Genomic DNA, 24253 nt, shown 5'->3' on the forward strand with positions numbered 1-24253 from the left:
TAGAATGACATGAGCGACATTATCGTCATCGGTGCAGGCCACGCAGGCGTGGAGGCAGCTCTCGCGGCCTCCCGAATGGGTGCCGTCACGACGCTAATCTCCTTCGATCGCGATAATATCGGTCAAATGTCCTGCAATCCTTCCATCGGTGGGGTTGGAAAGGGGCATCTCACGCGCGAACTCGACGTGTTGGAAGGTGCCCAGGGGTGGGCGGCCGACCGTGCGGCCATCCACTATCGAATGCTCAATCGGAGCAAAGGACCCGCCGTGCACGGCCCCCGCATCCAAGCAGACCGTAGCCTCTTTCAGAAGGCGATCGTCGAACGGACTAGGGAGAGCCGGATACGTTTCATAGCGGGTGACGTCATCCGACTGCTTCTGGAGAGAGACGAAGTCTCCGGCGTGGAACTGGCCGACGGAAGCGTCGTCGCGGCGAAAGCGGTCATTATCGCAACAGGGACCTTTTTGGGAGGACGGATTTTCCGTGGGTTGGCTTCCCACGAAGCAGGACGAATTTCGGAGCGAGCTGCTACAGCACTGGGCGAGCAGTTTCATTCCCTGGGTCTCGTTGCTGGACGGCTCAAGACCGGAACGCCCCCCCGGCTCGACGGGAGGACGATCGACTGGAGCCGGCTCGAACCTCAACCGTCCGATCAGGATGAATGGCGTTTCTCCATCCAACCCTCCGGGAAGCGACGTCCGCAGCGCGATTGCGCGATCACGCGCACCAATGCCGCGACTCATGACGTCATCAGCCAGTTCGAGGACCAGTCTCCCCTTTATTCGGGCGATATCGACGGCCGGGGACCTCGCTATTGCCCGTCGATCGAGGACAAGGTTCGTCGCTTCGCCGATCGAGACGGACATCAGATCTTCCTTGAGCCCGAGGGGTTGGACACCGATCTGGTCTATCCGAGCGGGATATCCACCTCGCTCCCTGCCGATGCCCAACAGGAGATGATCGCAACGATCGAAGGTTTGGAACAAACGCAGATCGTCGTCCCGGGGTATGCGGTGGAATATCAGTTTTGCGATCCCCGCCGCCTCGACCACACGTTGATGCATCGCGACATCTCGGGCTTATTCATGGCCGGACAGATCGACGGGACGACCGGGTACGAAGAGGCCGCGGCTCTGGGGCTCGTCGCCGGACTGAACGCGGCGTCATACGTAACCGGAAAAGAGCCTTTCCTCTTTGACCGACGCGAGAGCTATATCGGGGTAATGGTGGACGACCTCACCCTTCAGGGGGTCAGCGAACCCTACCGCATGATGACGGCGCGCGCCGAGCGACGGCTTCATCTGCGCGCAGATAATGCCATCGAGCGTCTTTCCTCGCTCGCACATCGGGCGGGAATTTCTCCCGCCCATCGTGAACGCATCGAGCGCCATCAGGATTCGAAGCGAGCCGCACTGGCTCGTCTCGACATACCGGTTGCCGCCGAGCAGCTGGGGCTCGAAGGCCCGTCACGGCCGCTTTCTGCGTGGATCGCGCGAAACGATAGTCGCACGCGCGCGACCGAGCTTCTCGGCAACGATGCGGCCGCGGCCGAAGCAGCGAACGACGCCTATTATCGTCCCTATATTGAGCGGGAAGCAGAGGAATGGGCGCGCGTAGAGCGCGATGAGGAGACGGGCATCCCGAAATCCTTTGATTTCGCCGCCGTTCCCGGCCTGTCGAAGGAAATGGAAGAACGCCTCAACGCCGCACGCCCCACAAATCTTGGGCAGGCCCGACGGATTCCAGGGGTCAACCCCGCCGCCGTTACCGCTCTGCATTTTGCGCTTCGCCATGTCGCCTAAGGCTATGGACCGCCTTCAAGCTGACGTTTCACGTGAAACAAAAGACCTTTTGTATAAATTCGTCGACGCGGTGCTGGAAGAAAACGGCAAGCAAAATCTGATCTCGAAGCAATCAGAATCGGATATATGGGATCGGCACATTGCCGATAGTATACAGTTGATCGAGCATGCCCCGGCTGGGGCCCAAACGTGGGTCGATATTGGAGCAGGCCCGGGTCTTCCGGGCATCGTTTTGACTATCGTTCGACCGGAACACCACTTCACTTTGGTGGAGCCACGTCCTCTCCGAACAGCGTTTCTCCACGACATGGTCAAACGCCTTCGTCTCGCTAATATTCGGATCGTCGAGTCGAAGGCAGAGGCGCTGTCCGGATCGTACGACATCATCACGGGGCGCGCGGTGGCTCCGCTCTCCAAGTTTCTCGCGCTTTCCCACCATCTATCCACAGAAAAGACACGGTGGGTGCTTCCGAAGGGACGAAAGGCCATGCGCGAACTGGAAGAAGCACGGCGTCTCTGGCACCTTGATGTGACGGTAGCGCCCAGCGTCACCGACGAGGAAGCGCGGATCCTCCTGATCGACCGGGCGAAACGAAAGGGCAGGGCATGATCACGATCGCGGTTGCCAACCAGAAAGGCGGAGTGGGGAAAACCACCACGGCCATCAACCTCGCCACCGCTTTGGCGGCGATCGGCTGGAAGGTTCTTCTGATCGACCTCGATCCGCAAGGGAATGCGAGCACCGGGCTCGGCGTGCCCGCTGGCGACCGTCGTTCGTCGAGCTACGAGTTGCTCGTCGACGGGGTGGATCTTCCCGATGCCGCCACCCAAACGAAGGTTCCGAGGCTCGATCTCGTGCCATCGACAGTCGACCTTTCCGGTGCGGAGATCGAACTCGTCGGCTCTTCCGATCGCGCGACCCGGCTTCAGGAGGCGCTCGATCGCCACGCGGATCGGTGGGATATCTGCCTGATCGACTGCCCGCCCTCGCTCGGCCTTTTGACCGTCAACGCCCTCGTCGCGGCGCGGCACCTGATCGTGCCGCTGCAGTGCGAGTTCTTCGCGCTCGAGGGCCTCTCTCAGCTGCTGAAGACCGTCGAGCGGGTAAAGGGAGGGTTCAACCCGCATCTTGAGATCCTCGGCATCGCGCTCACCATGTACGATCGCCGAAACAAGCTGTCGCTGCACGTTGCCGACGACGTACGCGCCTGTCTCGGCGACAAGGTGCTTTCGACCATCATCCCGAGGAATGTCCGGGTTTCCGAAGCGCCCAGCCACGGTCTGCCGGCCTTGGTCTATGATCTCAAATGTCCGGGCAGTGCCGCCTATCTTTCGCTGGCACGCGAGGTGATCGATCGTCTGCCAATGCCGGCGGAGGCCGCCTGATGGCACGTCCTTCGGGTCTCGGCCGCGGCCTGTCCGCATTGCTGGAAGACGGAGAGGACCGACGCTCCGACGGCGGGATCCGGGCCCTGCCGATCGATCGGATCGAACCCCATCCCGACCAGCCGCGGCGCCATTTCGACGCGGACGCCCTGGGCGAACTGGCTCAGTCAATCGCCGAACGGGGGGTCATCCAACCGATCCTGGTTCGCGCGAAGGGCGATCGGTTCGAAATCATCGCCGGCGAACGGCGCTGGCGCGCAGCGCAACAGGCGCAGCTTCATGAAATCCCGGCCATCATTCGCGAGAGCGACGACGGCAACACCGCCGAACTCGCGCTGATCGAAAATATCCAGCGGGAAGATCTCAACGCGCTTGAGGAAGCGCGCGCCTATCAGGCGCTCGCGGAAAAATACGAGCATAGTCAATCGGATATCGCCCGGATCGTCGGCAAATCCCGAAGCCATGTGGCCAATCTGATCCGACTGCTCGACCTGCCGGAAGACGTCCAGCGGATGCTGGCCGACGGCGACCTCTCGATGGGCCATGCGCGTTCGCTTCTGGGCGCCGATGATCCCAGTGCGCTCGCGAAGGAAGTCGTGGCGCAACAGCTGTCGGTGCGGGAAGTGGAAGCCCGCGTCCGGGACAAGGCTCCTGCAGGCGCAGGCGGGACTCGCACTGCCAAGTCCCGCGGTCCGTCCGATCCCGACATCGCCGCGCTCGAACGTCAACTCGGCGATATGCTGGGGCTCAACGTGAAGGTCCGCAACGGAAATTCCGGCGGAACGGTCACGCTGTCATATCGAACGCTCGACCAGCTCGATCTCATCTGTCAGCGCCTGAGCGGTGAACAAATCTGAACAGCGAACAGGGTTAACGGCGCCGGTTCGCGACGCGGGCGATGGCCAGCAATTCCTCGCCCAGCATGGCCCGACGCGCTCCCGGCTCGAGCATCGCGGCCCGTTCGGCGCGAGCGACGCGGTCGGCGAGGCGCGCCAGTTTGTCGGCAGGCCACAGCGACAGCAGCCGTGCCACGACGGGTTTATCCTTCCAGAACAGGACTCTACCCATCGACGCAAGCACCGCTTGCGCGCTCTCGCCTGCCGCGACGCGCGCGCTCAGCGGCGCGAGCATCTGGATACGCCGTTGAAGCGCCCGCAGCAGTGTGGTGGCCTCTGCAGCTTGGGGCGACAGGGCAGAAAGCGCCGCCTCGACGGCGTCGATGTCGCCCTGCATCGCCGCGTCACCGACCGCGAGCCATTCCGTATCGCCGTAATCGGCCCCGACAGCGTCGATCGCCTCATGCGTAAGCTGACGTTCCGAACCCAGGAAAACCGTCAGTTTTTCAATTTCCCGTTGGGCGATGTCGCGATTGAGATCGCTTGCCATCGCCAGCCGACCCGCCACGCCTTCCTCGGCGTGCAGGTCCGCGGCCTCGATCATCGCGTTGATCTCGCGAACCATGTCCCGCTGGTCGGGAGCATAGCTGACGACAGCAATCGCCCGCTCGTCGGCCTCGACCCGCTTCAGAAGTTTGCTTCCCCGCGTCAACGCCCCCGCAATGGCAACGACGGGAAATTCGATCGTCGGTGCGCCCAGCAAGGCGTCGGCGGCCCCCTCGAATTCATTCCCTACCGGCTCGACCCAGAGCAGCTTGGTGTCCGCAAACAATCCAGCGCCCGCAGCCTCGTCGACGAGCCTACCGGGGTCTGTCCTGAGCGCGGAAGGGTCGAGGCGGACGCGTTCGCCTCCCAAGGCGTTCGCCAGCCGCTCGCCGAGGCCGCGCGATCCCGCGTCGTCGACGCCATGAAAGAGATAGAGGCGCAGCGGGTCGCGCCGCGAGATGATCTTCGCGAACTCGGAAGACTTCGCCTTCATTCCTGCGGCCGGTTGCGAAAATAAAGTGCCAGCCGCGCGACGATGTCGTCCGCGACTTCCGAGGACAGCCGTTCGAGCGCGGTCTGCTCCGCCGCGACGGTGGCATAAGGGCTCGACGTGATGTCGATCCCCGCGTCGAACCCGGCGCTCGCATCGACGAGCGTCAGGCCGGTGGCGATCTCGACCAGCTGGTACCGGGCGCGCAAGGTTCGCCGCTCGCGCGTGGTGGCGGCATCCCTGCGCAGACCGAACCGGGTGATATCGTCGTCGATCACCACGTCGAGCCGATACAGCGGGTCGGGCGTTCCCGAAGGCCCCGCCAGCCGATCGACCAGTGCATTGCGAAGCAACCATCCCGACTGTTCGTCGATCGGCGCGACCGCGACGGCGCCCAGCGCCGTCTTCGTCGGATGCGAACCGCCCGTTCCATAAAGCGGCCGCAATCCGCATCCCGCGAGCAGCATCGCGGTGCCGACGAGGAAGAGCAGCCGCATCATCACGCGACGATGTTCACCAGCCGGTCCGGAACCACGATGACCTTTTTCGGCGCGGCGCCGTCCAGTTGGGCGGTGACCTTGTCGAGCGCCAAGGCGGCGCGTTCGACCCGATCCTTCTCCATTCCCCGCTCGACGACCATCTTGTCGCGCAGCTTCCCGTTGACCTGAACGACGATCGTTACCTCGTCCTCGACCAGCTTAGCCGGGTCAAACGCGGGCCAGGCGCTCGTCGCTACCAGACCCGAACCGCCGCGGGCGGCGTGCGATTCCTCGGCGAGGTGCGGGGCCATCGGCGCTACGAGCCTGATCAGGGTGTCGATGACGTAATCGCGCGTGGCGGATTTCGGCGCTTTCTCGACAGCCGCCACTAATTCGTAGAGCGCCGCGACGGCCTTGTTGAACTGCAACGCCTCGATCGCGTCGGTCACGGCCTTCGTGGCGACGTGCCGTTTGCGATCAAGATCCTTGTCCTCCCCCGAACCGTCGATCGGTTGTTTCGCAAGTTTCCAGACGCGCTGCACGAAACGATTGGCCCCCTCGATTCCGCCTTCGGACCATTCGAGATCGCGTTCGGGCGGACTGTCGGACAGCATGAACCAGCGCACCGCGTCGACACCATAGCGTTCGATCATCGGATCGGGATCGACGGTATTGCGCTTGGACTTGGACATCTTTTCCACGCGGCCGCGTTCGATGCCGCTGCCGGTCGCGCGTTCGATCATCGCGCCGTCTTCCCCGACCGCGATCTCGGTCGGGGCCAGCCAGCGCCCGTCGAGGCTCCGGTAGGTTTCGTGGGTCACCATGCCTTGCGTGAAGAGGCCCGCGAACGGCTCCTTCACCTTGACCTTGCCCACATGGCTCAGCGCGCGGCTGATGAACCGCGCGTAGAGCAGATGCAAGATCGCATGCTCCACCCCCCCGATATACTGATCGACCGGCAACCAGGCATCGACCTCGGCCGCGTCGAACAGCGCGCCGTCGGGCTGGCTGGCGAAGCGCATGTAATACCACGACGAATCGACGAAGGTGTCGAGCGTATCGGTCTCGCGTCGCGCCGCGCCGCCACAGCTCGGGCAATCGGCGCGCTGCCATTCGGCATGGCGATCGAGCGGGTTGCCCGGCGTGTCGAAGGATACGTCTTCGGGGAGAACGATCGGGAGCTGGTTCTTGGGAACGCCGACCGGACCGCACTTCTCGCAATGCACGATCGGGATGGGCGTGCCCCAATAGCGCTGCCGACTGACGCCCCAGTCGCGCAGGCGGAAGACGGTCTTCGCCTCGCCCCATCCATCCGCCTCGGCCCGCTCGATGATCGCGGCCTTGGCGGCGTCGGTCGTCATGCCGTCGAGAAACCGCGAATTGACCGCGACCCCGGGATCGGTGTCGGCCTCGTCGTCCACGGTCTTGTCCGCTTCGTCGACCGAGGGAGCCACGACGCGCTCGATCGGAAGATCGTATTTGGTGGCGAATTCGAAGTCGCGCTGGTCGTGGGCGGGCACCCCGAACACCGCGCCGGTGCCATAATCCATCAACACGAAGTTGGCGATGTAGACGGGCAGTTGCCATTCCGGATCGAGCGGATGAATCGCCTTCAGACCGGTATCGTATCCCCGCTTTTCCGCGGTTTCCACGTCGGCAGCGCTCGTCCCGCCCTTCTTGAGATCGGCAATGAAGGCGGCCGCGTCAGAATCGCGCTCTCCGACGGCTTGTGCCAGCGGATGATCCGCCGCGATCGCGACAAAGCTGGCGCCGAAGATCGTGTCGGGACGTGTGGTGAAGACGGTGACGTCATGCTGATCGCCCGCGCCCTCGGCCAGCCGGAACGCAAACTCCAGACCGACGCTCTTGCCGATCCAGTTTTCCTGCATCAGCCGCACCTTGTCGGGCCAGCGGTCGAGCGTCTCCAGCCCCTCCAGCAGTTCGTCCGCGAACGCCGTGATCTTCAGGAACCATTGCGACAGCTTCTTGCGCTCGACTTCCGCGCCGGAGCGCCATCCCTTGCCATCGATCACCTGCTCGTTGGCGAGCACCGTCATGTCGACCGGGTCCCAGTTGACTTCGCTCTCCTTGCGATAGACGAGGCCGGCATCGAGCAGATCGAGGAAAAGCGCCTGTTCGTGCCCGTAATATTCGGGCTCGCAGGTCGCCAGTTCGCGGCTCCAGTCGAGAGCGAAGCCAAGCCGCTTGAGCTGTGCCTTCATCGCCTCGATATTGTCGCGGGTCCAGGCGCCGGGATGGACCTTGCGCTCCATCGCGGCATTTTCCGCGGGCATTCCGAAGGCGTCCCAGCCCATCGGATGCAGCACCTCGAACCCGCGCATCGTCTTGTAGCGGGCCAGGACGTCACCCATCGCGTAATTGCGGACGTGTCCCATGTGGATGCGCCCCGACGGATAGGGGAACATCTCGAGAATGTAGGCCTTGGGCTTGTCCGAGCCCGAATCGGCGCGGAACGTCTCTTCGTCCTCCCAGCGCGCCTGCCAGCGGCGCTCGGCGGCGCCCGTGTCGAAGCGCTCGGTCATGAAGCCTTATCCCGAAGGAGCGATGGTCGTGCGGCGGATGTCGCGAGCGCGAGTGAGGATGATGTCCTCGAGCTTCTGCACCGTCGCGGCTTCGACGGGCGCAGAAACCCAGGCGCCATTCTCGTTGACCTGGCGAATGGCGGTGACGCGCACCGCGTCGGCGCGCAGGCCTGCATCGAGGATCGCGGCGGTGATCTTCATCCGTTCGCCAGGCGCCTGGGGTGCCGCAAACCAGTCGGTTAGAACCACACCGTTGGTGGCATCCGCCTGCAACAGCGGCGCGAAGCTCAGCGTGTCGACCGCGGCCTGATAGAGATAGCTGTTCACCCCGATCTGGGTCAGCTGTGACGGGGCGGTGCGAACCGGAGCGACGGTCGAACCGCCGCCGCACGCGCCGAGGGTCAGCGCAGCGAGCGCGGTGCCGAGGCCAAGCGAAATCTTCATCGAAACACCTTTTGCAAATAGATGAGGTCACCGGCGGGCCGGTGGTTCGTTCCCCCGATTAACCGCCGCCGCGCCGGAAGGGAAGGCGCATCGGCCTGTCCCGATCCTGAACATCGTTCGCCCGGGTTGTGGGCGCAAAGCCACAGACTCCCTGTAAACGTCCCAGTCAGCATGGAACCTTCATGCTCGTCGCGCTATATCCCATGGCGTGGCAGGAGACTCCGACGTGACAGGGGCAGAGACGCAAGTGACGGAAAAGCGAGGCGCTTTCGGGCGCCTTCTCGCCGTGCTTCCGCTCGGCGCCGCCGTGGTGCTTGCCGCCTTGCCGGCCTCGGCTCGCGATGACGTCGCTGCCTTCATGGTCGCTCCGCCCTCCACCGTATCGGGCAAGCCCGCGGGCTTCACTCCGGCCAAGGCCGACCCCCGCCTGTCTGCCAGTGTCGGGACGCCGCGATCGACCGAACGGCTGAGCTTTACGCGCACCGGGGTGGTGAAGAGCAAGGAAGACGATGTTCGCGTCGCGACTCGTGCCTCCGTCCCCACGCGCGAAGCGGGCGATCGGCGCGTCGCCTCGGTCGCACCGTCGCCGCGCCGCGTCGACGTAACACCCAGTGATTACAACCTCGGCGTCGATGTCGGCTGGAAACGGCTCGGCGTCAGCGGCGATGTAAGCGAACGGCGCGGAGCCACCAGTACCGGCCAGACGCTCGTCGACCGCGAAGGCGCTCGTGTCGGGGTCAGCTACGACCTTGGCGGCGTCACGCCGCGCGTGACGGTTTCGGCCGATCGCGAAACGAGCCGGATCGCTCCCGCGATCGCTCCCAAGGAGAATGTCGCGCTCGACGTCGGCACCGCGGTCAAGGTCACGCGCAACATCGCGATCACGGGTGGGGTCCGCTATCGCATCGATCGCGACCGGCTGACCGATCCTGAAAGCGAGAATTCCCGGGTCGACAGCCAGTCGGTCTACGTCGGGACCAAACTGCGCTTCTGATCCGCGCTGCTCAGCGTAGGAAGGCGTCGATCCCGGCCCATCCCGCGAACAGGTCTCTGTCCAGCATCTCGAACCGTTCGGCATTCATTCCGCCCAATGCGATTGCCGGCGCGTCGCACAGACGTGCCAGCGCGCCGGCCGCCTCTGCCCCCAGTCCCTTCGCATCGGCATGGGAACGGGTGGCGAAGATCGGCGAGACCAACACCATCACCGCCCCACGGGAATTCGCCCGCTCCGCTTCGGCTGCATTGTGGACGGGAAGGCTCACCGGGCGCCGCGTCTCTCCTTGCGGGCGGTGGACCATGTCGGCGTCGAGCGAATCGGCCAGCGCTACGTCACCCGCGACGGCCAGCGCTAGGCCGCATTCCCGCGCCTTCGTTGCCACGCGTTGCCCCAGTGCTGCGCGGTCGGGCGCTCCATCATGGCGGAACAGGACGCCGCCCCCCGCCGGCACCCGTTCGATCGCCGCAAACAATTCGTCGCCGAGTCGCTCGTCGGTCATTAGCCAGGGGGTATGGGGACGGGCCATAAGCCCCTATAGCGACGCGCATGACACGGCTCCAAGAGGTTCAAGAGCGCATCACCGCCGCGGCACGGCGGGCGGAACGGGCGGATCGCCCGGTCCTGATTGCCGTTTCGAAGCGGCACGATGCGGCGGCGATCCGGCCCTTGCTCGAGGCAGGGCATCGCGATTTCGGGGAAAACCGAGTCGAGGAAGCGGCCGAAAAATGGCCCGCACTAAAGGCGGATTTTCCCGACGTCCGGCTGCACATGGTCGGCCAGCTTCAGTCGAAAAAGACGTCCGATGCGATGGCCCTGTTCGACACGATCCACTCGCTCGATCGCGCCTCGCTCCTGAAAGCGCTCGTAAAGCAACGCGACAAGGGTGAGCGATGCCCCGACCTGTTCGTCCAGGTCGATCTGGGCGCGGAAGAACAGAAGGGCGGCCTCGGGCCTGCGGCGCTCGACGGCTTTCTTCGCGCGGTGCGCGGCCACTCGCTTCCCCTGGTCGGTCTCATGTGCCTTCCGCCGCAGGACAAGGAAGCCTCGCCCTATTTTGCGCTCCTCGCCGAACTTGCGCGACGTCATGGCGTCGACGGTCTGTCGATGGGCATGTCCGCCGATCTGGAGGAGGCCGTGATGCTGGGCGCCACCCATGTCCGTGTCGGCTCCGCACTGTTCGGCGAGCGGTCCTAGTCGAGGTGTCCTGACCGGTCCTTCTTGGTCGCGATATAGTCGGCATTGTGGGGATTGGTCGGCAGTTGGTGCGCGATCCGCTCGACCGAAATGCCCTCGCCCCGCAGTCCTTCGACCTTGCGCGGATTGTTCGTCAGCAACCGCACCGAGCGCACCCCCAGCGCCTCCAGCATCGCGGCGGCGATCCCGAAATCGCGCTCGTCGTCGGCGAAACCCAGGCGACGGTTCGCATCGACGGTGTCGAGACCGCGGTCCTGCAGCGCATAGGCACGCAGCTTGTTGGCGATCCCGATCCCCCGCCCCTCCTGCCGCAGATAGAGAAGGATGCCCGCTCCGGTGGCGTCGATCCGGTGCAGCGCTTCCTTCAATTGCGGTCCGCAATCGCACTTGAGGCTGCCGAACACATCGCCGGTCAGGCACTCGTCGTGGATCCGGACCAACGGCGGCTCCCCGCCGAAACCGTCGCCGATCAACAGGGCGACATGCACGTCCCCCGTCATCGCATCGCGAAACGCCACCATCTGGCTTCTTGCCACCCCGTCGACCGGGAGCTTCGCCCGCGCAACCTCGCGAAGGCTGTTCCGAGCGCTTGCCAGATCGTCGCGCGTCAGTTGGGCCGCCTCGACATCCAGAACCCACGCCGCCGGAAGCAGTCCTGCCAGGCGAAGCAACCGGATGGCGTCCGCATCCCCCGGTTGCGCTGTCACGGTTTCCAGCGGCCCCGTGGGACCGCGCGAAAAATCGTTGGCGGGATCCACCAGCCGCACCGCTTCGCGCGGTGTCAGCCATGCGGTCCGCGCAACCCGGACGGGCTGCATCTCGTCCGCCGCCTCCCGTCGGTTGCCGAGCCCCAGTGAGGCGGCACGTTGACCGCTCATCAGGATGGGGGCCCGGGCCTCCGGATCGAGTAGCGCCAGCATCGGCTCGGTCGCCGTTTCCAGCGACAGGAACGTCGGCCCCCCCTCGATCCCCAGAGGGCGTCCGGCGCGCAGGGCTGCTATGCCCCTCGCAACCGCCGCCTCGCCGGGCGCCTCTCTCACGAGCAGTCGACCTCGACCATCAACGGAACATGGTCCGACGGTTTCTCCCACCCCCGGATGGGTTCCAGGACCTCGTGCCGGGTCACGCGCTGCTCGAGCGCGGGGCTGCACCACATATGGTCGAGCCGACGACCGCGGTCGTTCTTGGTGTGATCGGGCGATCGGTAGCTCCACCAGGTGTAACAGCGGTTGGGCGCGGGGATGAACTTCCGTCCCAGGTCCACCCAGTCGTGACTGTCCTTGAACCGCTGCAACGTCTCGATCTCGATCGGCGTGTGGCTGACGACGTTGATCAGCGCCTTGTGGCTCCAGACGTCACATTCCAGCGGTGCCACATTGAAGTCGCCGACGATCAAAGTCGGCTCAGCCAACTTTTGACCCCACGCCGTCATGCGATCGAGAAAGTCGAGTTTCTGGCCGAACTTGGGATTGACGTCGCGATCCGGGACATCGCCCCCGGCGGGGACGTAGACATTCTCGAGCCGGAACAGCCCGGCAACCCGGACGCCGATATGGCGCGCCTCGCCATTGTCCTGCCAGTCGTGGCGCAAATCTTCTTCCAACGGCACCTTGGAGATCGTGGCGACACCGTGGTGCATCTTCTGCCCATTGAGCGCGATGTGCGGATAGCCGCGTTCCTCGAAGAACTTGCGCGGAAAGACATCGTTGTGCGCCTTGGTCTCCTGCAGGCAGAGGACGTCGGGATCCTGTTCGTCGAGGAACCGTCCGACGAGGTCGGGCCGCGCGCGCACCGAATTGATGTTCCAGCTGGCGATGGTCAGGCAGGTCAAAACGCATTGTCCGTCGTTTGAGAAGATCGTTGCGCGAGACTTAGCGCGAGCCTCGCCCCTGCGCCAACCCGATGCCATAAAAAAGGCCCCCGCTCCGGGGGCGTGGAGCGAGGGCCGACCTAGCGTTCGTCACGCAAGGCGACGGTGTCCTGCCCGGGTAACAGGGGGAAACCCCGGCGGTCACCTGTCTATGATTCGGTATAGTAAAGAGAGGCTTGCGCCAGCATGAACAGTTTCGTTTACGAACGAGTCCCTACTTGGGCTCGCGATACGCGAAACGACTGTCGGGTACCGAAACATTGTATTTCTGACCGGTCAGCTTGACCGCGGTGCGCTTGTTCTGCGCGTCGATCGCGGTCCAGCCTTCCAGACGCAGTCCGCCCGGCGAGCCGCTGCTCTTGGTGAAGGCCATGATCAGTGTGCCGAATTCGGGGCGCCGCGAATCGCGTGCCCGCACGATGACGACGCGATCGTCTTTCGACGGCACGATCCGTGCGATCCGATCAAGATCGGGATTGCGCTCGAGCAGCACGGACAGCGGCGAGTCCTTGATCTTCCAGCTCGACTTCTGCCCCACTTCGTAATCGATGAAATGCAGGTTCGAGCCGTCCGACACCATCAGCATGTTGGCATTCTTGCCATAATCGAATCGAACCTTGCCCGGACGCTTGAGGCTCAGGACGCCGTTGACGGACCGATTCTTGCCGTCGGTCTGCGTGAATTGCGCGGTCAGTGAACTGGTGCCGCGCAGGTGCGTCTCGACCTGGTCGATCGAAGGCTTCTTCTGCGCCGTCGCGGGCGCTGCGATCATCGCGCTGGCGGCGATCGCGGCAGGAACGGCAAGGGCAAACAGGGGCTTGGACATAAGATACTCCATCGAAATCTTGTCGCCGTGATAGGCTCTGAGGGTTGAATAGCCCTTGAACGTCGATGTTCCCCCGCGTTCAGGCCCTCGCGTCAGATCGGTTGCCCGTCGCGGTCGATCAGGACTTCGCGGCGGCCGACATGGTCGGGAGCGCCGACCAGCCCTTCTTCCTCCATTCGCTCGATCAGGCGTGCGGCCGTGTTGTAGCCGACGCGCAACTGGCGCTGGAGATAGCTGGTCGAAGCCTTCTGACTGGTGGCGACGATCTGGATCGCCTGGCGCAGCTGCGCGGTTTCGGGATCGTCGTCGGCAGGCGAACCGTCGAGCGCGAATCCGCCGTCTTCGGGCTCCTCGGTCACGGCCTGAACATAATCGGGCTGACCCTGTTCGCGCCAATGGTCGGCGACCTTTCGCACTTCCTCGTCGGACACGAAAGGCCCGTGAACGCGGATGATCTTTTTGCCGCCCGGCATGTAGAGCATGTCGCCCCTGCCCAGCAGCTGCTCGGCCCCCTGTTCGCCGAGGATCGTGCGCGAATCGATCTTGCTGGTCACCGCGAAGCTGATGCGGGTCGGAAGATTGGCCTTGATCACGCCGGTGATGACATCGACGCTCGGCCGCTGCGTCGCCATGATCAGGTGGATCCCCGCCGCGCGCGCCTTCTGCGCCAGCCGCTGGATCAGGAATTCCACCTCTTTGCCCGCGGTCATCATCAGGTCGGCCAGCTCGTCGACCACCACCACGATCTGCGGCAAGGGCGCATAGTCGAGTTCCTCGGTCTCGTAGGTCGGCTGCCCCGTCTCGGCATCGTATCCGGTCTGCACGCGCCGTCCCAGCGGCTTGCCCTTGGCTTTCGCTTCGACGACCTTCTTGTTGAACCCCGACAGCTGGCGCACGCCCACACTCGCCATCATGCGATAGCGTTCCTCCATCTGTTCGACCGTCCATTTGAGCGCGCGGATCGCCTTGGGCGGCTCGGTCACGACCGGACTGAGAAGGTGGGGGATGTCGTCGTAGATGCTGAGTTCGAGCATCTTGGGATCGATCATGATCAAGCGGCATTCGTTGGGCGACAGTTTGTAGAGCAGGCTCATGATCATCGCGTTCAGCCCGACCGACTTGCCCGACCCGGTGGTCCCCGCGACAAGCAGGTGCGGCATCGGCGCGAGATCGGCGATCACCGCCCCGCCCGAAATGTCCTTCCCCAGAATGATCGGAAGGCTCATGCCGCTGTCGTCGAACTCCTCCGAGCCCAGAAGCTCGCGCATGTTGACGAAATCGCGCTCGGCATTTGGAAGCTCGATCCCGATCACGCTCCGCCCCGGAATCGTTGCGACGCGCGCCGACAATGCGCTCATGTTGCGCGCGATATCGTCGGCCAGCTGGATGATCCGGCTCGCCTTGATCCCGGACGCGGGTTCCAGCTCGTACATCGTCACCACCGGACCCGGCTTCACCTCGACGATGTCGCCGCGCACCGAAAAGTCCTCGAGCACGCCCTCGAGCACGCGCGCATTCCGCTCGAGAGCGGCCTTGTCGACTTGCGCGTTCACCTCTTCGCCCGGCGGCGCGAGAAGTTCGAGGCTCGGAAGCTCGTAATCGTCTCCCAGCGCGAGGCTTTTCTGCTGCGCCTGCGCGCCGCGCCTCGGTTTCTTGGGATCGGCGGCGGCGATGCGCGGCCCCGGTTCGGCGACCGCGACGTCCCGGGGCGGTTTGGCCGTGTTCTTTTCGCGCTTGGAAGGTTTCTCGGCCCGCGGAGCACGCTCGCGCGGTTCGCGCTTGGGCAGTTTCACCGACGCGGGCGCGGTGACGATCTTGCCGAGACCCGCGCGCTCTTCCTCGCGCAGCGCCAGTGCCATCACGAACAGCGCCAGTCCGGCGATCAGCGCGATGGCGACGACCGAGAGGCGCACGGGTCCTTCGATTCCCGAATCGCCGATGAGGGCGATGCCGGCGTTGACCGCGCCGCTCCCCGCCAGACCCAGCAATCCGCCATAGCCCGCCGGAAGCCCCGCCGCTTCGGTCTCCGAAAACAACGCCGCCGCCGTCGCGACCAGCAGAACCGCCGCGAAGCCCAGTGCCAGCGTCCGCCGCGCGCTTCCCGGCTCGGCGAGGCGCAGGTGCCGCCATCCCGCGACCGCCAGCAACGGCAGGAACAGCAAACTGGCCAGACCGAACAGCTGGTAGAGAAAATCGCTGGTATAGGCGCCGGCGGACCCGAGCCAGTTGGACGCCGCGTCCCCGGCCGCCGTCGACAGGCTCGCGTCGGTCATGTCGTGCGTCGCGAGTGCCACCGCCAGCGCACCGGCCAGCACGAGCAATGCCACGCCGCCCAACCGTCGCAAGGTGCGCGCCAGCAGCGCCGACGCGCCCGCCGCCCAGCTCCCGACCGTTCCCGATGATGCCCGTGTCGCCATGTCCATACCCCTATCCCGTTCCCCTTTTGGCCCTTGGTGGACTCGCGGGTCAACGCTCTATCGACCGACGGGCAGATGGCTTAAGAGGGGCAGCATGAGCGATATCGTGATCATGGGCGGCGGCCTGGTCGGCCTCGCCTTCGCCGCAGCACTGGACCAGGCGGGTCTTGCCGCCACCGTCATCGACCCCGCCGATCCCGAGGTACGGCTCACCGGCGCCTATGACGGGCGGGCGAGCGCCTTGTCCTCCTCGTCGAAGCGCATGTTCGACACGATCGGCATCGGCGATCATTTTCCTGAACCGGGAAGCCCGATCGCGCAGATCAAGGTTTCGGACGGTCTCGATCCGGGTGGGCTGGTGTTCGATTCCGAGGACGAGGGCGAGCCGCTCGGCTGGATGTACGAGAATCGCCACCTGCGGCGCGCACTGCTCGATCGCGCGCGGGCAGGCACGAACCTCGATCTGCAGTTCGGACGCAAGGCGACGCAAATCGTCCGTGATGAAACGGGTGTGCGGGTCACGCTCGACGATGGCGAGGAGATCCGCGCACGACTGCTCGTCGGAGCGGAAGGACGCAATTCGCCCTCGCGCGAGGCGGCGGGCATCCGTGTCGCACGCTGGACCTATGATCACGCCGCGATCGTCTCGACGCTTCGGCACGAAAGACCGCATCGGAACATCGCCTACGAAATCTTCTATCCCGCCGGCCCCTTCGCGCTGCTGCCGATGACCGACGATGAGGGCGGCCATCGCTCGGCGATCGTCTGGTCGGTCGCTGCCAAGGATGCGCCGGGGATGCTCGCGCTGTCGGACGACGATTTCGCTGCCGAGGCGCAAGCGGCGATGGGCGGTTTTCTGGGCGAGATCTCGATGCTGGCGCCGCGGTCGTCCTACCCGCTGGGGTTCCATCATACGGTCCGCATCACCGACACCCGCCTCGCGCTGATCGGCGATGCGGCGCATGGCATCCATCCGATCGCGGGCCAGGGCGTCAACCTCGGCTATCGCGACGCGGCCGCCCTTGCGCAGGTGCTCGTCGAAGGTCGGCGCAAGGGCCTCGACCTTGGCGACGCGCAGCTGCTTGACCGCTACCAGCAATGGCGTAGCGTCGACACGCTCATGGTCGCGATGGCGACCGACGGATTGACGCGCCTCTACGGCCTCCCCGGCAAGCCGGCGTCCGCGGTGCGGCGGTTCGGCATGGCGATGATCGACCGCTTGGGGCCGGTGAAACAGAGGTTGATGGACGAAGCGCGCGGCACGGCGGGCGAGCTACCCTTGCTGCTCCGCGGGCTGCCCATCTGACGAGCGCCCGCGTCGAGCCTTCGACCTATTGCAAGGTCTGGTCCGCGTCGGGACCACCGGGGGCGATGCGCTGGAACTGCATCAGCTGGACGAGCAGATCCGCGCGCGGGGCAAGGTCGCGTTCCTCGAGCAGGGCCTGCTTTGACGAGATGTCGAACGGTGCGATCTGCGCGATCGCGTTGACGAGCGTCTCGTCGTCCAGTCGCTGCACCGCCTCCCAGTCGATTTCGAGTTGAAGCGCGGAACCGAACTTGCGGGCCTCGTCCTCAACCGACGACCGGCGCGCGGGGCCGAGCGGATCGGGGGTGCGCGCATCGTCGAAATCGGCGAGATCGACGTCGGCCTGCCGGTAGAGCGTATCGACTTCGGCCTCGCGGATCATCCGGAACCGGTCGGATCCTTCCAGCACGATGTTAAAACGCCCGTCGTCCAGTTCGTCGAGTGCCACGATCTCGCCGATACATCCGACCTTGTGCAGCGGCGCTCCTTCGCCGTCGCGCAGCGGTTGGATCATCGCGATCCGGCCTTCGCCTGCGACGACGTCGCGGATCATGTCGCGATAGCGCGCCTCGAAGATATGCAAGGGAAGCTGCGCTCGCGGAAACAGGATCGCGCCGGGCAGCGGAAAGATGGGAATGCGGATGGGCTCGGCTCCCATCATGTGAACAGCACCGCCGATAGACGCCGCCGCTGCTGGCGCGACCAGTCGTCCTCTAGGCCCGCGGCCTCGATCAGTTCGAGGAAGGTAGCCCGGGCCTTGCCGTCCTCCCAGTCCCGGTCGCGGGAGACGATCTCGAGCAGTTGATCGGCCGCGGCATCCCGTTCGCCCGCCGCCATGGCCCCTTCGGCCAGCCGGTATCGAGCCTCATGATCGTCGGCATCGGCCTCAAGCCGGGCGATGTAGGGCGACGTGTCGATCGCCTCGGTGCCCATCCCCGCCATCTTGAGCTGGGCACGGGCCTGCGCGATCGCGGGATCGGCGGCGGTCCTCTCGTCCAGTCCGTCGAGAAGGGCGGCGGCTTCGTCAATCTTGCCGGTGAGGATCATTGCTCGGGCCATGTCGGCGACAATTCGCGGATTGTCGGGATCCATCTCGCGCAGCTGGGAGAACAGAATCATCGCCCGTTCGCCGTCGCCGCTGTCCAGAACCTGCTCGCCCATCTCGACGAGCGGGCCGATTTCCTGCTCGGCCTCCTGCGCCTCGCCCTCGAGCGGAAGCTGACGGACGAGCTGGTCGAGCGCCTGGCTCAACTGACCCGGCGTTCGGTAGGGGGTGAGATCGGCGGCGGGCTGGCCCTGGAAGATCGCATAGACCGTCGGTACCGACTGGATGCGGAACTGCGCGGCGATGAACTTGTCCTCGTCGACGTCGAGCTTCTCGAGGACCACGCCCTTGTCGGCATAGTCCGCGGCGACCTTCTCGAGGATCGGGGACAATTGCTTGCACGGCCCGCACCAGCTCGCGGTGAACTGCAGGATCACCAGCTTGCTCATCGACGGCTGGATCACGCGCTGCTCGAAAGCCTGGAGCGCCGTGCGTTCGTCTTCGGTCATGCTGAGACTGGCCATGCTGTCGTCATTCTCCCGGTTCATCGACAGCACCTCATATGGGTGCCGCACGCGTGCCCCGCAACCGAGCCTTCCGAAAGGGGTTGCAGGCGATAGCCTTGCCCGCTATCTGCCCCTTCACCCGATCGGGGAGGCGGCGAGCCCGCGATTCCCGATCCGCCAGTGAGCGGGCGTAGCTCAGGGGTAGAGCATCACCTTGCCAAGGTGAGGGTCGGGCGTTCGAATCGCCTCGCCCGCTCCATTTCTCTCTTCATCGACGAAGCGCGCCTTACCCGCGGGCAAGAGCGCGCGGGTCGCCGAACTCGCCGCGCTGGTAGGCGCGCACGGCTTCCGCGATTTCCTCCTGACTGTTCATCACGAACGGGCCATGCGCCACGACGGGTTCGTCCAATGGCTCGGCATGGCCGAACAGGATCAGGCATCCGTCGGCGCTATGCACCGCGATCGTATCGCCATCGTCGGCGAAGCGGACCAGCTGATAGGGTTCGATGCGGCTGCCGTTCGCCTCGACCGATCCACGAACGGTATAGAACAACGGGTTGCGCCCGGCGGGAACGGACAGTTCGGCCGTGCTTCCGGCCGCCATGTCGATCAGCCCGACCGTCACTCCGGTCAGCGAGCGAACCGGCGCCGATTCCGTCCCCGACACCGCCCGGAAGGTCACGCCCTCCGCCAGCTCAAAGACCGATATTTCGCGCGCGGGGACCTCGTGATAGTCGGGATCGGTCATCTTGAGACGCGCGGGCAGGTTCACCCACAATTGCAGGATCTCGAGCGGCCCGCCGTCCTTCTTGAAGGCGTCGGGCGATAGTTCGGCATGGATCAGCCCGCGCCCGGCGGTCATCCATTGCACCCCGCCCGGTCCGACCACGCTCGTCCCTCCGCCCGTGTCGTGATGGGCAAGACTTCCCTCGATGACGAAGGTCACCGTTTCGAACCCTCGATGCGGATGCGGCCCGAACGGCAGCCCGCCGTTTCCGGGCGGATAGGTCTGGGGACCGTGGTGATTGAGGAAGAGGAACGGATCGATCTGCGGCAGGCCGGGTCCCGGAACGGGCCGGCGCGTGACGAGGTCGCCGATATCGTCGCGATGGGCGGAATGGACGGACTGGATCGATCGGCGGGTCATTGTGGTCATCGACCCTTCGCCGCTCCGATGGTTCCCGCTTTCAACTCCGCGACCAGATCGCGCACCGCGTCGACCGGCGTATCGGACGAGGCTGCCGCATCGACGATCGCGCTGCCGGAGATCACGCCCGCCGCGCCGGCTTTCAGACCCGCGCGAACCTGGTTCGCCGTGGAGATCCCGAATCCCAGTACCGGTGGCGGCGCGCCGTGGGCGCGCAGTGCCGCGAACAGGTCGCCATGATCGAGCGCCATGCCGCTGCTTTGCCCCGTGACCCCCATGCGCGCCACGCAATAGGTGTAGCCCGAGCCCAGCGCGCTGATCGTCTCGATGGTTGTCGCGCTCGCGTTGGGTGCCGCGATGAAGACGGGATCGATCCCCGCGGCCCGGCACGCCTCGGCATAGGGCGGCGCCTCCAATGAAGGCACATCGGCGACGAGCAGACTGTCCGCCCCCGCCTCCGCCGCCGCCTGCGCAAATCGCTCGCGTCCGCGCGCCGCGACCAGATTGGCATAGGTGAGGATCCCGATCGGAACGTCGCCGGCCGCCGCACGGACGCGGGCGATCAACTCGAAGCAGTCGTCGGTGCGCACCCCCGCTGCCAGAGCCCGTTGCGAGGCGGCCTGGATGACCGGCCCGTCGGCGACCGGATCGGAGAAGGGAATTCCCACTTCCAGCATGTCCGCGCCGCCCTCGACGCACGCCATCAGCAAGGCATAGCTCGTCTCGGGATCGGGGTCGCCGAGCGTCAGAAACGCACCGAAGGCTCCCTCGCCCTCGCGCTCGCACCGCGCGAACATGGCGCCGTATCGCTGCGTGCTCATGCCAGCAATTCCCGCGCCTGGCCCAGATCCTTGTCGCCGCGTCCGGACAGGTTGACCAGAATGACGCGCTCCTCGCCCGCGGCCTGCGCCGCTGCGACGCGCTTGAACGCTTCGGCCAGCGCATGCGCGGTCTCCAACGCGGGGATGATGCCCTCCTCGCGCGACAACCGCTGGAAGGCGGCCAGCGCCTCCGCGTCCGTCACGCCGACATAGGCGGCGCGCCCGCTTTCCATCAGAAACGCATGTTCGGGTCCCACCGCGGGATAGTCGAGCCCCGCCGAAACCGACCAGCTTTCGCCCACCTGTCCGTCGTCGTCCTGCATCAGGAAGGTCTCCGCCCCGTGCAGGATTCCGCGCCGTCCCTTCTGCAGCGTCGCTCCATGCTCGCCGCTGTCGAGTCCCTTGCCCGCCGCCTCGACCCCGACCAGTTCGACGTCCTGATCGCCGATGAAATCGTAGAAGATGCCGATCGCGTTCGATCCGCCGCCGACGCAGGCGATCACGCTGTCGGGCAATCTATTCTCGACCTCCAACAGCTGCTCGCGCGCTTCGCGACCGATCACGCGCTGGAAATCGCGGACCATCTGCGGGAACGGGTGCGGCCCCGCGACGGTCCCGAGCAAATAATGCGTGTCGACGAAGCTCGCCGTCCAGTCGCGCAGAGCCTCGTTGACCGCGTCCTTGAGCGTCCGGCTACCGATCTCCACCGGGATCACCTCGGCGCCCATCAATTCCATGCGGAACACGTTGGGCTTCTGCCGCTCGGCATCGAGCGCGCCCATGTAGATCTTGGTTTCCATCCCGAACAGAGCGCCCGCGATGGCGGTGGCCACGCCATGCTGCCCCGCGCCCGTCTCGGCGATCAGCCGCGTCTTGCCCATGCGCTTGGCGAGCAGCGCCTGCGCGATGACCTGGTTGGTCTTGTGCGCACCACCGTGCAGCAGATCCTCGCGCTTGAGATAGAGTCGTACTTTCTCGTCGCCGATATTGCGGCACCGCGTCAGGCTGGTGGGGCGGCCGGCATAGGTCTTGAGCAGATGATCGAGTTCGGAAAGGAATGCTTCGTCCTCGATCGCGTCGAGATAGGCGGCCTCCAGCTGTTCGATCGCGGGGACGAGGATCTCGGGAACATAGGCCCCGCCGAATTCACCGAATCGGCCTTTCTGTCTCATCGTGCCGTTCTCCGATCCGTATGCCGCAATTGCGCGAACAGGTCCGCGACTTTGTCGGAATCCTTCGTGCCGGGCTCCGCCTCGACGCCCGAACACAGATCCAGGCCGTAAGCGCCCACCTGCGCCGCCGCCGCGACATTGTCGGGTCCGATCCCGCCGGCCAGCATGGCATCGCCCAGGTCCGCTCGCTCGGCCAGCGCCGACCAGTCGAACGACACGCCCGTGCCTCCCGACGCGCCCGCGCGGCTGGTGTCGAAGATCGTCCGGTCCACGCCCTCGGGCGACGCGCCGATCGTGCCGTCCTCGACCGGGGCGAGACCCCACAGTTCGGTTCCTTCGCGCAACGCCTCGCGCAACGATCCCACCCGGTCGCGCGGTGCCGCTTCATGAATCTGCACCGCATCGAGCCGGAGGGTGCGCGCCGTCTCGGCAATGGTCTCGTCCGCAACGCCGCGGAACACCCCGACCGTCCGAAGCCCCGCATCCTTCGCCATCATCGTCAGGGTCCGAGCCCGTTCCACGCCGAGAAAGCGTGGCGTGCCCGGCGCGAAGATGAAGCCCACATGGGTCGCGCCCGCCCGCGCCGCCATCGCGACGTCGGCTACCCGCGTCATGCCGCACAACTTCGTCACGCCATGCACGAGCTCGCGTGCGGCGAAGGCGATGTCCGGCGCCGCCATCAGATGCGATCCGACGAGAAAGCCGTCCACGCAGCCCGCCAGCCGCGCGGCGTCGCGATGGCCCGCGATGCCGCTCTCGCTGATCAGCGTGACCGTGTCGGGTACCTTCGGCGCCCGTCGTTCGGTTACCGCCAGATCGGTCGTCAGCGTCTTGAGGTCGCGGTTGTTGATCCCGATTAACGCGGCGTCGAGCGCCAACGCCCGCTCCAGTTCGTTTTCGTCATGTACTTCGACCAGCGCATCCATCGCGAACCTCCGGGCCCGCTCCACCGTGGCCTTCGCCGTCGCATCGTCCAGCACCGACAGCATGACCAGCACCGCGTCCGCGCCCAGCGATCGCGCCTCGTCGACCTGCACCGGATCGACGATGAAATCCTTGGCCAGGATCGGGCCGCCGTAATTCCCGCGGATGTGCTGCAGCAATTCGGGCGATCCGCCGAAGTCGGGACCGTCGGTCAATACGCTCAGCGCATCGGCAACGTGCCGATAGGCGCTGACGGCTTCGTCGGGCGTATGACGCGCGACATGGCCCGACGGGCTCTTGGGTTTGACCTCCATGATGAAACGCGCGCCCGGGCGACGCAGCGCACCGATCAGGCTGCGGCGTGTCGGTTCCGCGCGTGGCACCTTGGATAGCCGCTCGGCGACCTCGCCGCGTTTGCGCGCCACGATCCGCGCCAGAACGTCAGCCATTGCTCGCCTCCACATAGGCGTCGAGCGTCTTTGCGGTGTCGCCGCCGTCGATGGCCGCGCCTGCCCGCGTCACGCCGTCCGCCAGACTGTCCGCCCGCCCCGCGACATACAGCAGCGCGCCGGCATTCAGCGCCACCATGTCCCGCTCGGCCCGTGCGCCGCTGCCCTCGAAAATCGCCCGCAGCCGCTTCGCATTCTCGGCGGCATCGCCCCCGCTCAGGACCTTGAGCGGTGCGGGATCGAGACCCGCGTCCTCGGGCGCGATCGTGATCTCCTCGAGCGTATCGTCGATCAGCCGGATCGCGCGGCTGTCGCCGTGCAACGCCAGTTCGTCCAGCCCCGCCCCGTGCACGACCAATGCCCGCTTCACTCCCGTCGCCTGCAACGTCTTCGCGATCCGGCGAAGCAGCTTGGGGTCCGCGACCCCCAGCAACTGCACCGGAGGCCGTGCCGGGTTCACGCACGGCCCAAGGAGGTTCATCACCGTCCGAACCCCCAGTTGCCGCCGGACCGGTCCCGCGTGTCGCATGCCGGGGTGATAGGCGGGAGCGTAGAGGAAACAGAATCCCGTCGCGTCCATCAGCGCGCGCGCTTCGGCAGGTGGCATGTCGATCCGCGCGCCCAATGCCTCCAGGACGTCCGCCGAGCCGCATTTCGAGCTGACCGACCGGTTGCCGTGCTTGGCGACCGGAAGCCCGCAGGCGGCGGCGACGAATGCAGCGGCGGTCGAGATGTTGATGATTCCAGAACTGTCGCCCCCCGTACCGCAGCAATCCGCGAACAACCCGTCGGGCGAAGGAAAGGCCTCGGCCGCATCGAACAATGCACGCGCCGCCCCGATCATTTCCTCGGGCGTTTCCCCCTTCATCCGCAGCGCGACGAGGACGCTGGCGATCTCGGCCTCCGACAAGCGTCCCAGAACCAGCCGTTCGAACAGGTGCTGCGCGTCCTCGGACGGCAGATCCTCGCCCGACAATAGCTTTGGCAGCGGGTTGGGAACGGGGCCCAGATCGTCGGGCAGGCTGGCGGGAGGGGTCATGGCAAAACAGATC

Annotated in this window: 23 protein-coding genes and 1 tRNA gene; 8 read left to right on the forward strand and 16 right to left on the reverse strand. The window is 65.6% G+C overall.

The genetic code is table 11. The features are described from left to right. The first annotated feature begins 9 nt into the window (after positions 1-9). The 4 genes from mnmG to WJT74_RS10775 are packed head-to-tail and all read left to right on the forward strand — an operon-like array spanning position 10 to position 4046. Positions 10-1803 (forward strand): tRNA uridine-5-carboxymethylaminomethyl(34) synthesis enzyme MnmG, encoded by a 1794-nt coding sequence (gene mnmG / locus WJT74_RS10760; RefSeq protein ID WP_343344690.1) that lies wholly within the window; start codon positions 10-12, stop codon positions 1801-1803. 4 nt (positions 1804-1807) lie between these two features. Then, the gene (gene rsmG, locus WJT74_RS10765; RefSeq protein WP_343344693.1) at positions 1808-2413 is read left to right on the forward strand and encodes a 16S rRNA (guanine(527)-N(7))-methyltransferase RsmG; all 606 of its coding nucleotides are present in this window, start codon (positions 1808-1810) and stop codon (positions 2411-2413) included. Next, complete coding sequence (locus WJT74_RS10770; RefSeq protein ID WP_343344696.1) at positions 2410-3189, forward strand: ParA family protein; 780 nt, start codon at positions 2410-2412, stop codon at positions 3187-3189. The genes rsmG and WJT74_RS10770 overlap by 4 nt, the downstream gene beginning before the upstream one ends. Then, a complete protein-coding gene (locus WJT74_RS10775; protein ID WP_343344699.1) occupies positions 3189-4046 on the forward strand; it encodes a ParB/RepB/Spo0J family partition protein in 858 nt (285 codons plus the stop codon). The genes WJT74_RS10770 and WJT74_RS10775 overlap by 1 nt, the downstream gene beginning before the upstream one ends. A 13-nt stretch (positions 4047-4059) precedes the next feature. Here WJT74_RS10775 and holA read toward each other — a convergent pair whose 3' ends face one another. Genes holA through WJT74_RS10795 form a run of 4 tightly spaced genes read right to left on the reverse strand, consistent with a single transcriptional unit; the run spans position 4060 to position 8527 of the window. Beyond that, on the reverse strand, positions 4060-5064 hold the full coding sequence (holA, locus tag WJT74_RS10780) for a DNA polymerase III subunit delta (protein WP_343344702.1): 1005 nt from the start codon (positions 5062-5064) through the stop codon (positions 4060-4062). Continuing rightward, positions 5061-5561 carry an LPS assembly lipoprotein LptE gene (gene lptE / locus WJT74_RS10785; RefSeq protein ID WP_343344705.1) on the reverse strand — a complete coding sequence of 167 codons (501 nt, stop codon included), beginning with the start codon at positions 5559-5561 and terminating at the stop codon, positions 5061-5063. The genes holA and lptE overlap by 4 nt, the downstream gene beginning before the upstream one ends. Next, positions 5561-8083, reverse strand: coding sequence for a leucine--tRNA ligase (gene leuS, locus WJT74_RS10790; RefSeq protein WP_343344707.1), 2523 nt, complete (start codon positions 8081-8083; stop codon positions 5561-5563). Before leuS ends, lptE begins: the two co-directional genes overlap by 1 nt. A gap of 6 nt (positions 8084-8089) precedes the next feature. Beyond that, complete coding sequence (locus WJT74_RS10795) at positions 8090-8527, reverse strand: DUF3576 domain-containing protein (protein ID WP_343344710.1); 438 nt, start codon at positions 8525-8527, stop codon at positions 8090-8092. Between the two features lie 226 nt (positions 8528-8753). Between WJT74_RS10795 and WJT74_RS10800 the strand changes: the two genes are divergently transcribed. Next, positions 8754-9521 carry a hypothetical protein gene (locus WJT74_RS10800; RefSeq protein WP_343344712.1) on the forward strand — a complete coding sequence of 256 codons (768 nt, stop codon included), beginning with the start codon at positions 8754-8756 and terminating at the stop codon, positions 9519-9521. 10 nt (positions 9522-9531) lie between these two features. Here the strand turns inward: WJT74_RS10800 and WJT74_RS10805 are convergent, their stop codons facing one another. Then, the gene (locus tag WJT74_RS10805; protein ID WP_343344714.1) at positions 9532-10023 is read right to left on the reverse strand and encodes a thiamine phosphate synthase; all 492 of its coding nucleotides are present in this window, start codon (positions 10021-10023) and stop codon (positions 9532-9534) included. Between the two features lie 47 nt (positions 10024-10070). Here WJT74_RS10805 and WJT74_RS10810 point away from each other — a divergent pair, with 47 nt between their 5' ends. Continuing rightward, entirely contained in the window at positions 10071-10718 is a 648-nt protein-coding gene (locus WJT74_RS10810; RefSeq protein ID WP_343344717.1) for a YggS family pyridoxal phosphate-dependent enzyme, read from the forward strand. Here WJT74_RS10810 and ribA read toward each other — a convergent pair. From ribA to WJT74_RS10830, 4 genes are all read right to left on the reverse strand, one after another. Then, entirely contained in the window at positions 10715-11758 is a 1044-nt protein-coding gene (gene ribA / locus WJT74_RS10815; protein WP_343344719.1) for a GTP cyclohydrolase II, read from the reverse strand. The two genes, WJT74_RS10810 and ribA, sit on opposite strands and share 4 nt — an antisense overlap. Continuing rightward, the gene (xth, locus tag WJT74_RS10820; protein ID WP_343344722.1) at positions 11755-12549 is read right to left on the reverse strand and encodes an exodeoxyribonuclease III; all 795 of its coding nucleotides are present in this window, start codon (positions 12547-12549) and stop codon (positions 11755-11757) included. Before xth ends, ribA begins: the two co-directional genes overlap by 4 nt. 253 nt (positions 12550-12802) lie before the next feature. Further along, a complete protein-coding gene (locus WJT74_RS10825; protein ID WP_343344725.1) occupies positions 12803-13414 on the reverse strand; it encodes a LolA family protein in 612 nt (203 codons plus the stop codon). Positions 13415-13506: 92 nt separating this feature from the next. Next, complete coding sequence (locus WJT74_RS10830; protein ID WP_343344728.1) at positions 13507-15831, reverse strand: FtsK/SpoIIIE family DNA translocase; 2325 nt, start codon at positions 15829-15831, stop codon at positions 13507-13509. Positions 15832-15925: 94 nt separating this feature from the next. Here WJT74_RS10830 and WJT74_RS10835 point away from each other — a divergent pair, with 94 nt between their 5' ends. After that, a complete protein-coding gene (locus tag WJT74_RS10835) occupies positions 15926-17137 on the forward strand; it encodes a UbiH/UbiF/VisC/COQ6 family ubiquinone biosynthesis hydroxylase (RefSeq protein ID WP_343344731.1) in 1212 nt (403 codons plus the stop codon). 25 nt (positions 17138-17162) lie between these two features. Here WJT74_RS10835 and WJT74_RS10840 read toward each other — a convergent pair whose 3' ends face one another. Beyond that, on the reverse strand, positions 17163-17798 hold the full coding sequence (locus tag WJT74_RS10840; protein ID WP_343344734.1) for an LON peptidase substrate-binding domain-containing protein: 636 nt from the start codon (positions 17796-17798) through the stop codon (positions 17163-17165). Continuing rightward, on the reverse strand, positions 17795-18706 hold the full coding sequence (locus WJT74_RS10845; RefSeq protein ID WP_343348177.1) for a tetratricopeptide repeat protein: 912 nt from the start codon (positions 18704-18706) through the stop codon (positions 17795-17797). Before WJT74_RS10845 ends, WJT74_RS10840 begins: the two co-directional genes overlap by 4 nt. A 166-nt stretch (positions 18707-18872) precedes the next feature. Between WJT74_RS10845 and WJT74_RS10850 the strand changes: the two genes are divergently transcribed. Next, positions 18873-18947 (forward strand) — tRNA-Gly (locus WJT74_RS10850). Between the two features lie 27 nt (positions 18948-18974). Here WJT74_RS10850 and WJT74_RS10855 read toward each other — a convergent pair. Genes WJT74_RS10855 through trpD form a run of 5 tightly spaced genes read right to left on the reverse strand, consistent with a single transcriptional unit; the run spans position 18975 to position 24240 of the window. Further along, on the reverse strand, positions 18975-19844 hold the full coding sequence (locus tag WJT74_RS10855) for a pirin family protein (RefSeq protein WP_343344737.1): 870 nt from the start codon (positions 19842-19844) through the stop codon (positions 18975-18977). Continuing rightward, complete coding sequence (trpA, locus tag WJT74_RS10860; protein ID WP_343344740.1) at positions 19841-20656, reverse strand: tryptophan synthase subunit alpha; 816 nt, start codon at positions 20654-20656, stop codon at positions 19841-19843. Before trpA ends, WJT74_RS10855 begins: the two co-directional genes overlap by 4 nt. After that, the gene (gene trpB / locus WJT74_RS10865; RefSeq protein WP_343344743.1) at positions 20653-21828 is read right to left on the reverse strand and encodes a tryptophan synthase subunit beta; all 1176 of its coding nucleotides are present in this window, start codon (positions 21826-21828) and stop codon (positions 20653-20655) included. The genes trpA and trpB overlap by 4 nt, the downstream gene beginning before the upstream one ends. Continuing rightward, complete coding sequence (gene trpCF, locus WJT74_RS10870) at positions 21825-23201, reverse strand: bifunctional indole-3-glycerol-phosphate synthase TrpC/phosphoribosylanthranilate isomerase TrpF (RefSeq protein WP_343344746.1); 1377 nt, start codon at positions 23199-23201, stop codon at positions 21825-21827. The genes trpB and trpCF overlap by 4 nt, the downstream gene beginning before the upstream one ends. Next, the gene (gene trpD, locus WJT74_RS10875) at positions 23194-24240 is read right to left on the reverse strand and encodes an anthranilate phosphoribosyltransferase (protein WP_343344748.1); all 1047 of its coding nucleotides are present in this window, start codon (positions 24238-24240) and stop codon (positions 23194-23196) included. Before trpD ends, trpCF begins: the two co-directional genes overlap by 8 nt. Positions 24241-24253: the final 13 nt, after the last annotated feature.

This window comes from Sphingomicrobium sp. XHP0239 (genome assembly GCF_039555325.1).
Classification (GTDB): domain Bacteria; phylum Pseudomonadota; class Alphaproteobacteria; order Sphingomonadales; family Sphingomonadaceae; genus Sphingomicrobium; species Sphingomicrobium maritimum.

Bases quoted from the DNA above. Each gene is read 5' to 3' on its own strand.
- trpCF (WP_343344746.1), bottom strand. From the start codon at position 23,201: ATGGCTGACGTTCTGGCGCGGATCGTGGCGCGCAAACGCGGCGAGGTC.
- WJT74_RS10835 (WP_343344731.1), top strand. From the start codon at position 15,926: ATGAGCGATATCGTGATCATGGGCGGCGGCCTGGTCGGCCTCGCCTTC.
- lptE (WP_343344705.1), bottom strand. From the start codon at position 5,561: ATGATGCGGCTGCTCTTCCTCGTCGGCACCGCGATGCTGCTCGCGGGA.
- WJT74_RS10795 (WP_343344710.1), bottom strand. From the start codon at position 8,527: ATGAAGATTTCGCTTGGCCTCGGCACCGCGCTCGCTGCGCTGACCCTC.
- leuS (WP_343344707.1), bottom strand. From the start codon at position 8,083: ATGACCGAGCGCTTCGACACGGGCGCCGCCGAGCGCCGCTGGCAGGCG.
- mnmG (WP_343344690.1), top strand. From the start codon at position 10: ATGAGCGACATTATCGTCATCGGTGCAGGCCACGCAGGCGTGGAGGCA.
- WJT74_RS10830 (WP_343344728.1), bottom strand. From the start codon at position 15,831: ATGGCGACACGGGCATCATCGGGAACGGTCGGGAGCTGGGCGGCGGGC.
- trpD (WP_343344748.1), bottom strand. From the start codon at position 24,240: ATGACCCCTCCCGCCAGCCTGCCCGACGATCTGGGCCCCGTTCCCAAC.
- WJT74_RS10770 (WP_343344696.1), top strand. From the start codon at position 2,410: ATGATCACGATCGCGGTTGCCAACCAGAAAGGCGGAGTGGGGAAAACC.
- WJT74_RS10840 (WP_343344734.1), bottom strand. From the start codon at position 17,798: ATGATGGGAGCCGAGCCCATCCGCATTCCCATCTTTCCGCTGCCCGGC.
- rsmG (WP_343344693.1), top strand. From the start codon at position 1,808: ATGGACCGCCTTCAAGCTGACGTTTCACGTGAAACAAAAGACCTTTTG.
- WJT74_RS10845 (WP_343348177.1), bottom strand. From the start codon at position 18,706: ATGGCCAGTCTCAGCATGACCGAAGACGAACGCACGGCGCTCCAGGCT.
- WJT74_RS10825 (WP_343344725.1), bottom strand. From the start codon at position 13,414: ATGTCCAAGCCCCTGTTTGCCCTTGCCGTTCCTGCCGCGATCGCCGCC.
- WJT74_RS10810 (WP_343344717.1), top strand. From the start codon at position 10,071: ATGACACGGCTCCAAGAGGTTCAAGAGCGCATCACCGCCGCGGCACGG.
- WJT74_RS10805 (WP_343344714.1), bottom strand. From the start codon at position 10,023: ATGACCGACGAGCGACTCGGCGACGAATTGTTTGCGGCGATCGAACGG.
- WJT74_RS10775 (WP_343344699.1), top strand. From the start codon at position 3,189: ATGGCACGTCCTTCGGGTCTCGGCCGCGGCCTGTCCGCATTGCTGGAA.
- trpB (WP_343344743.1), bottom strand. From the start codon at position 21,828: ATGAGACAGAAAGGCCGATTCGGTGAATTCGGCGGGGCCTATGTTCCC.
- holA (WP_343344702.1), bottom strand. From the start codon at position 5,064: ATGAAGGCGAAGTCTTCCGAGTTCGCGAAGATCATCTCGCGGCGCGAC.
- WJT74_RS10855 (WP_343344737.1), bottom strand. From the start codon at position 19,844: ATGACCACAATGACCCGCCGATCGATCCAGTCCGTCCATTCCGCCCAT.
- trpA (WP_343344740.1), bottom strand. From the start codon at position 20,656: ATGAGCACGCAGCGATACGGCGCCATGTTCGCGCGGTGCGAGCGCGAG.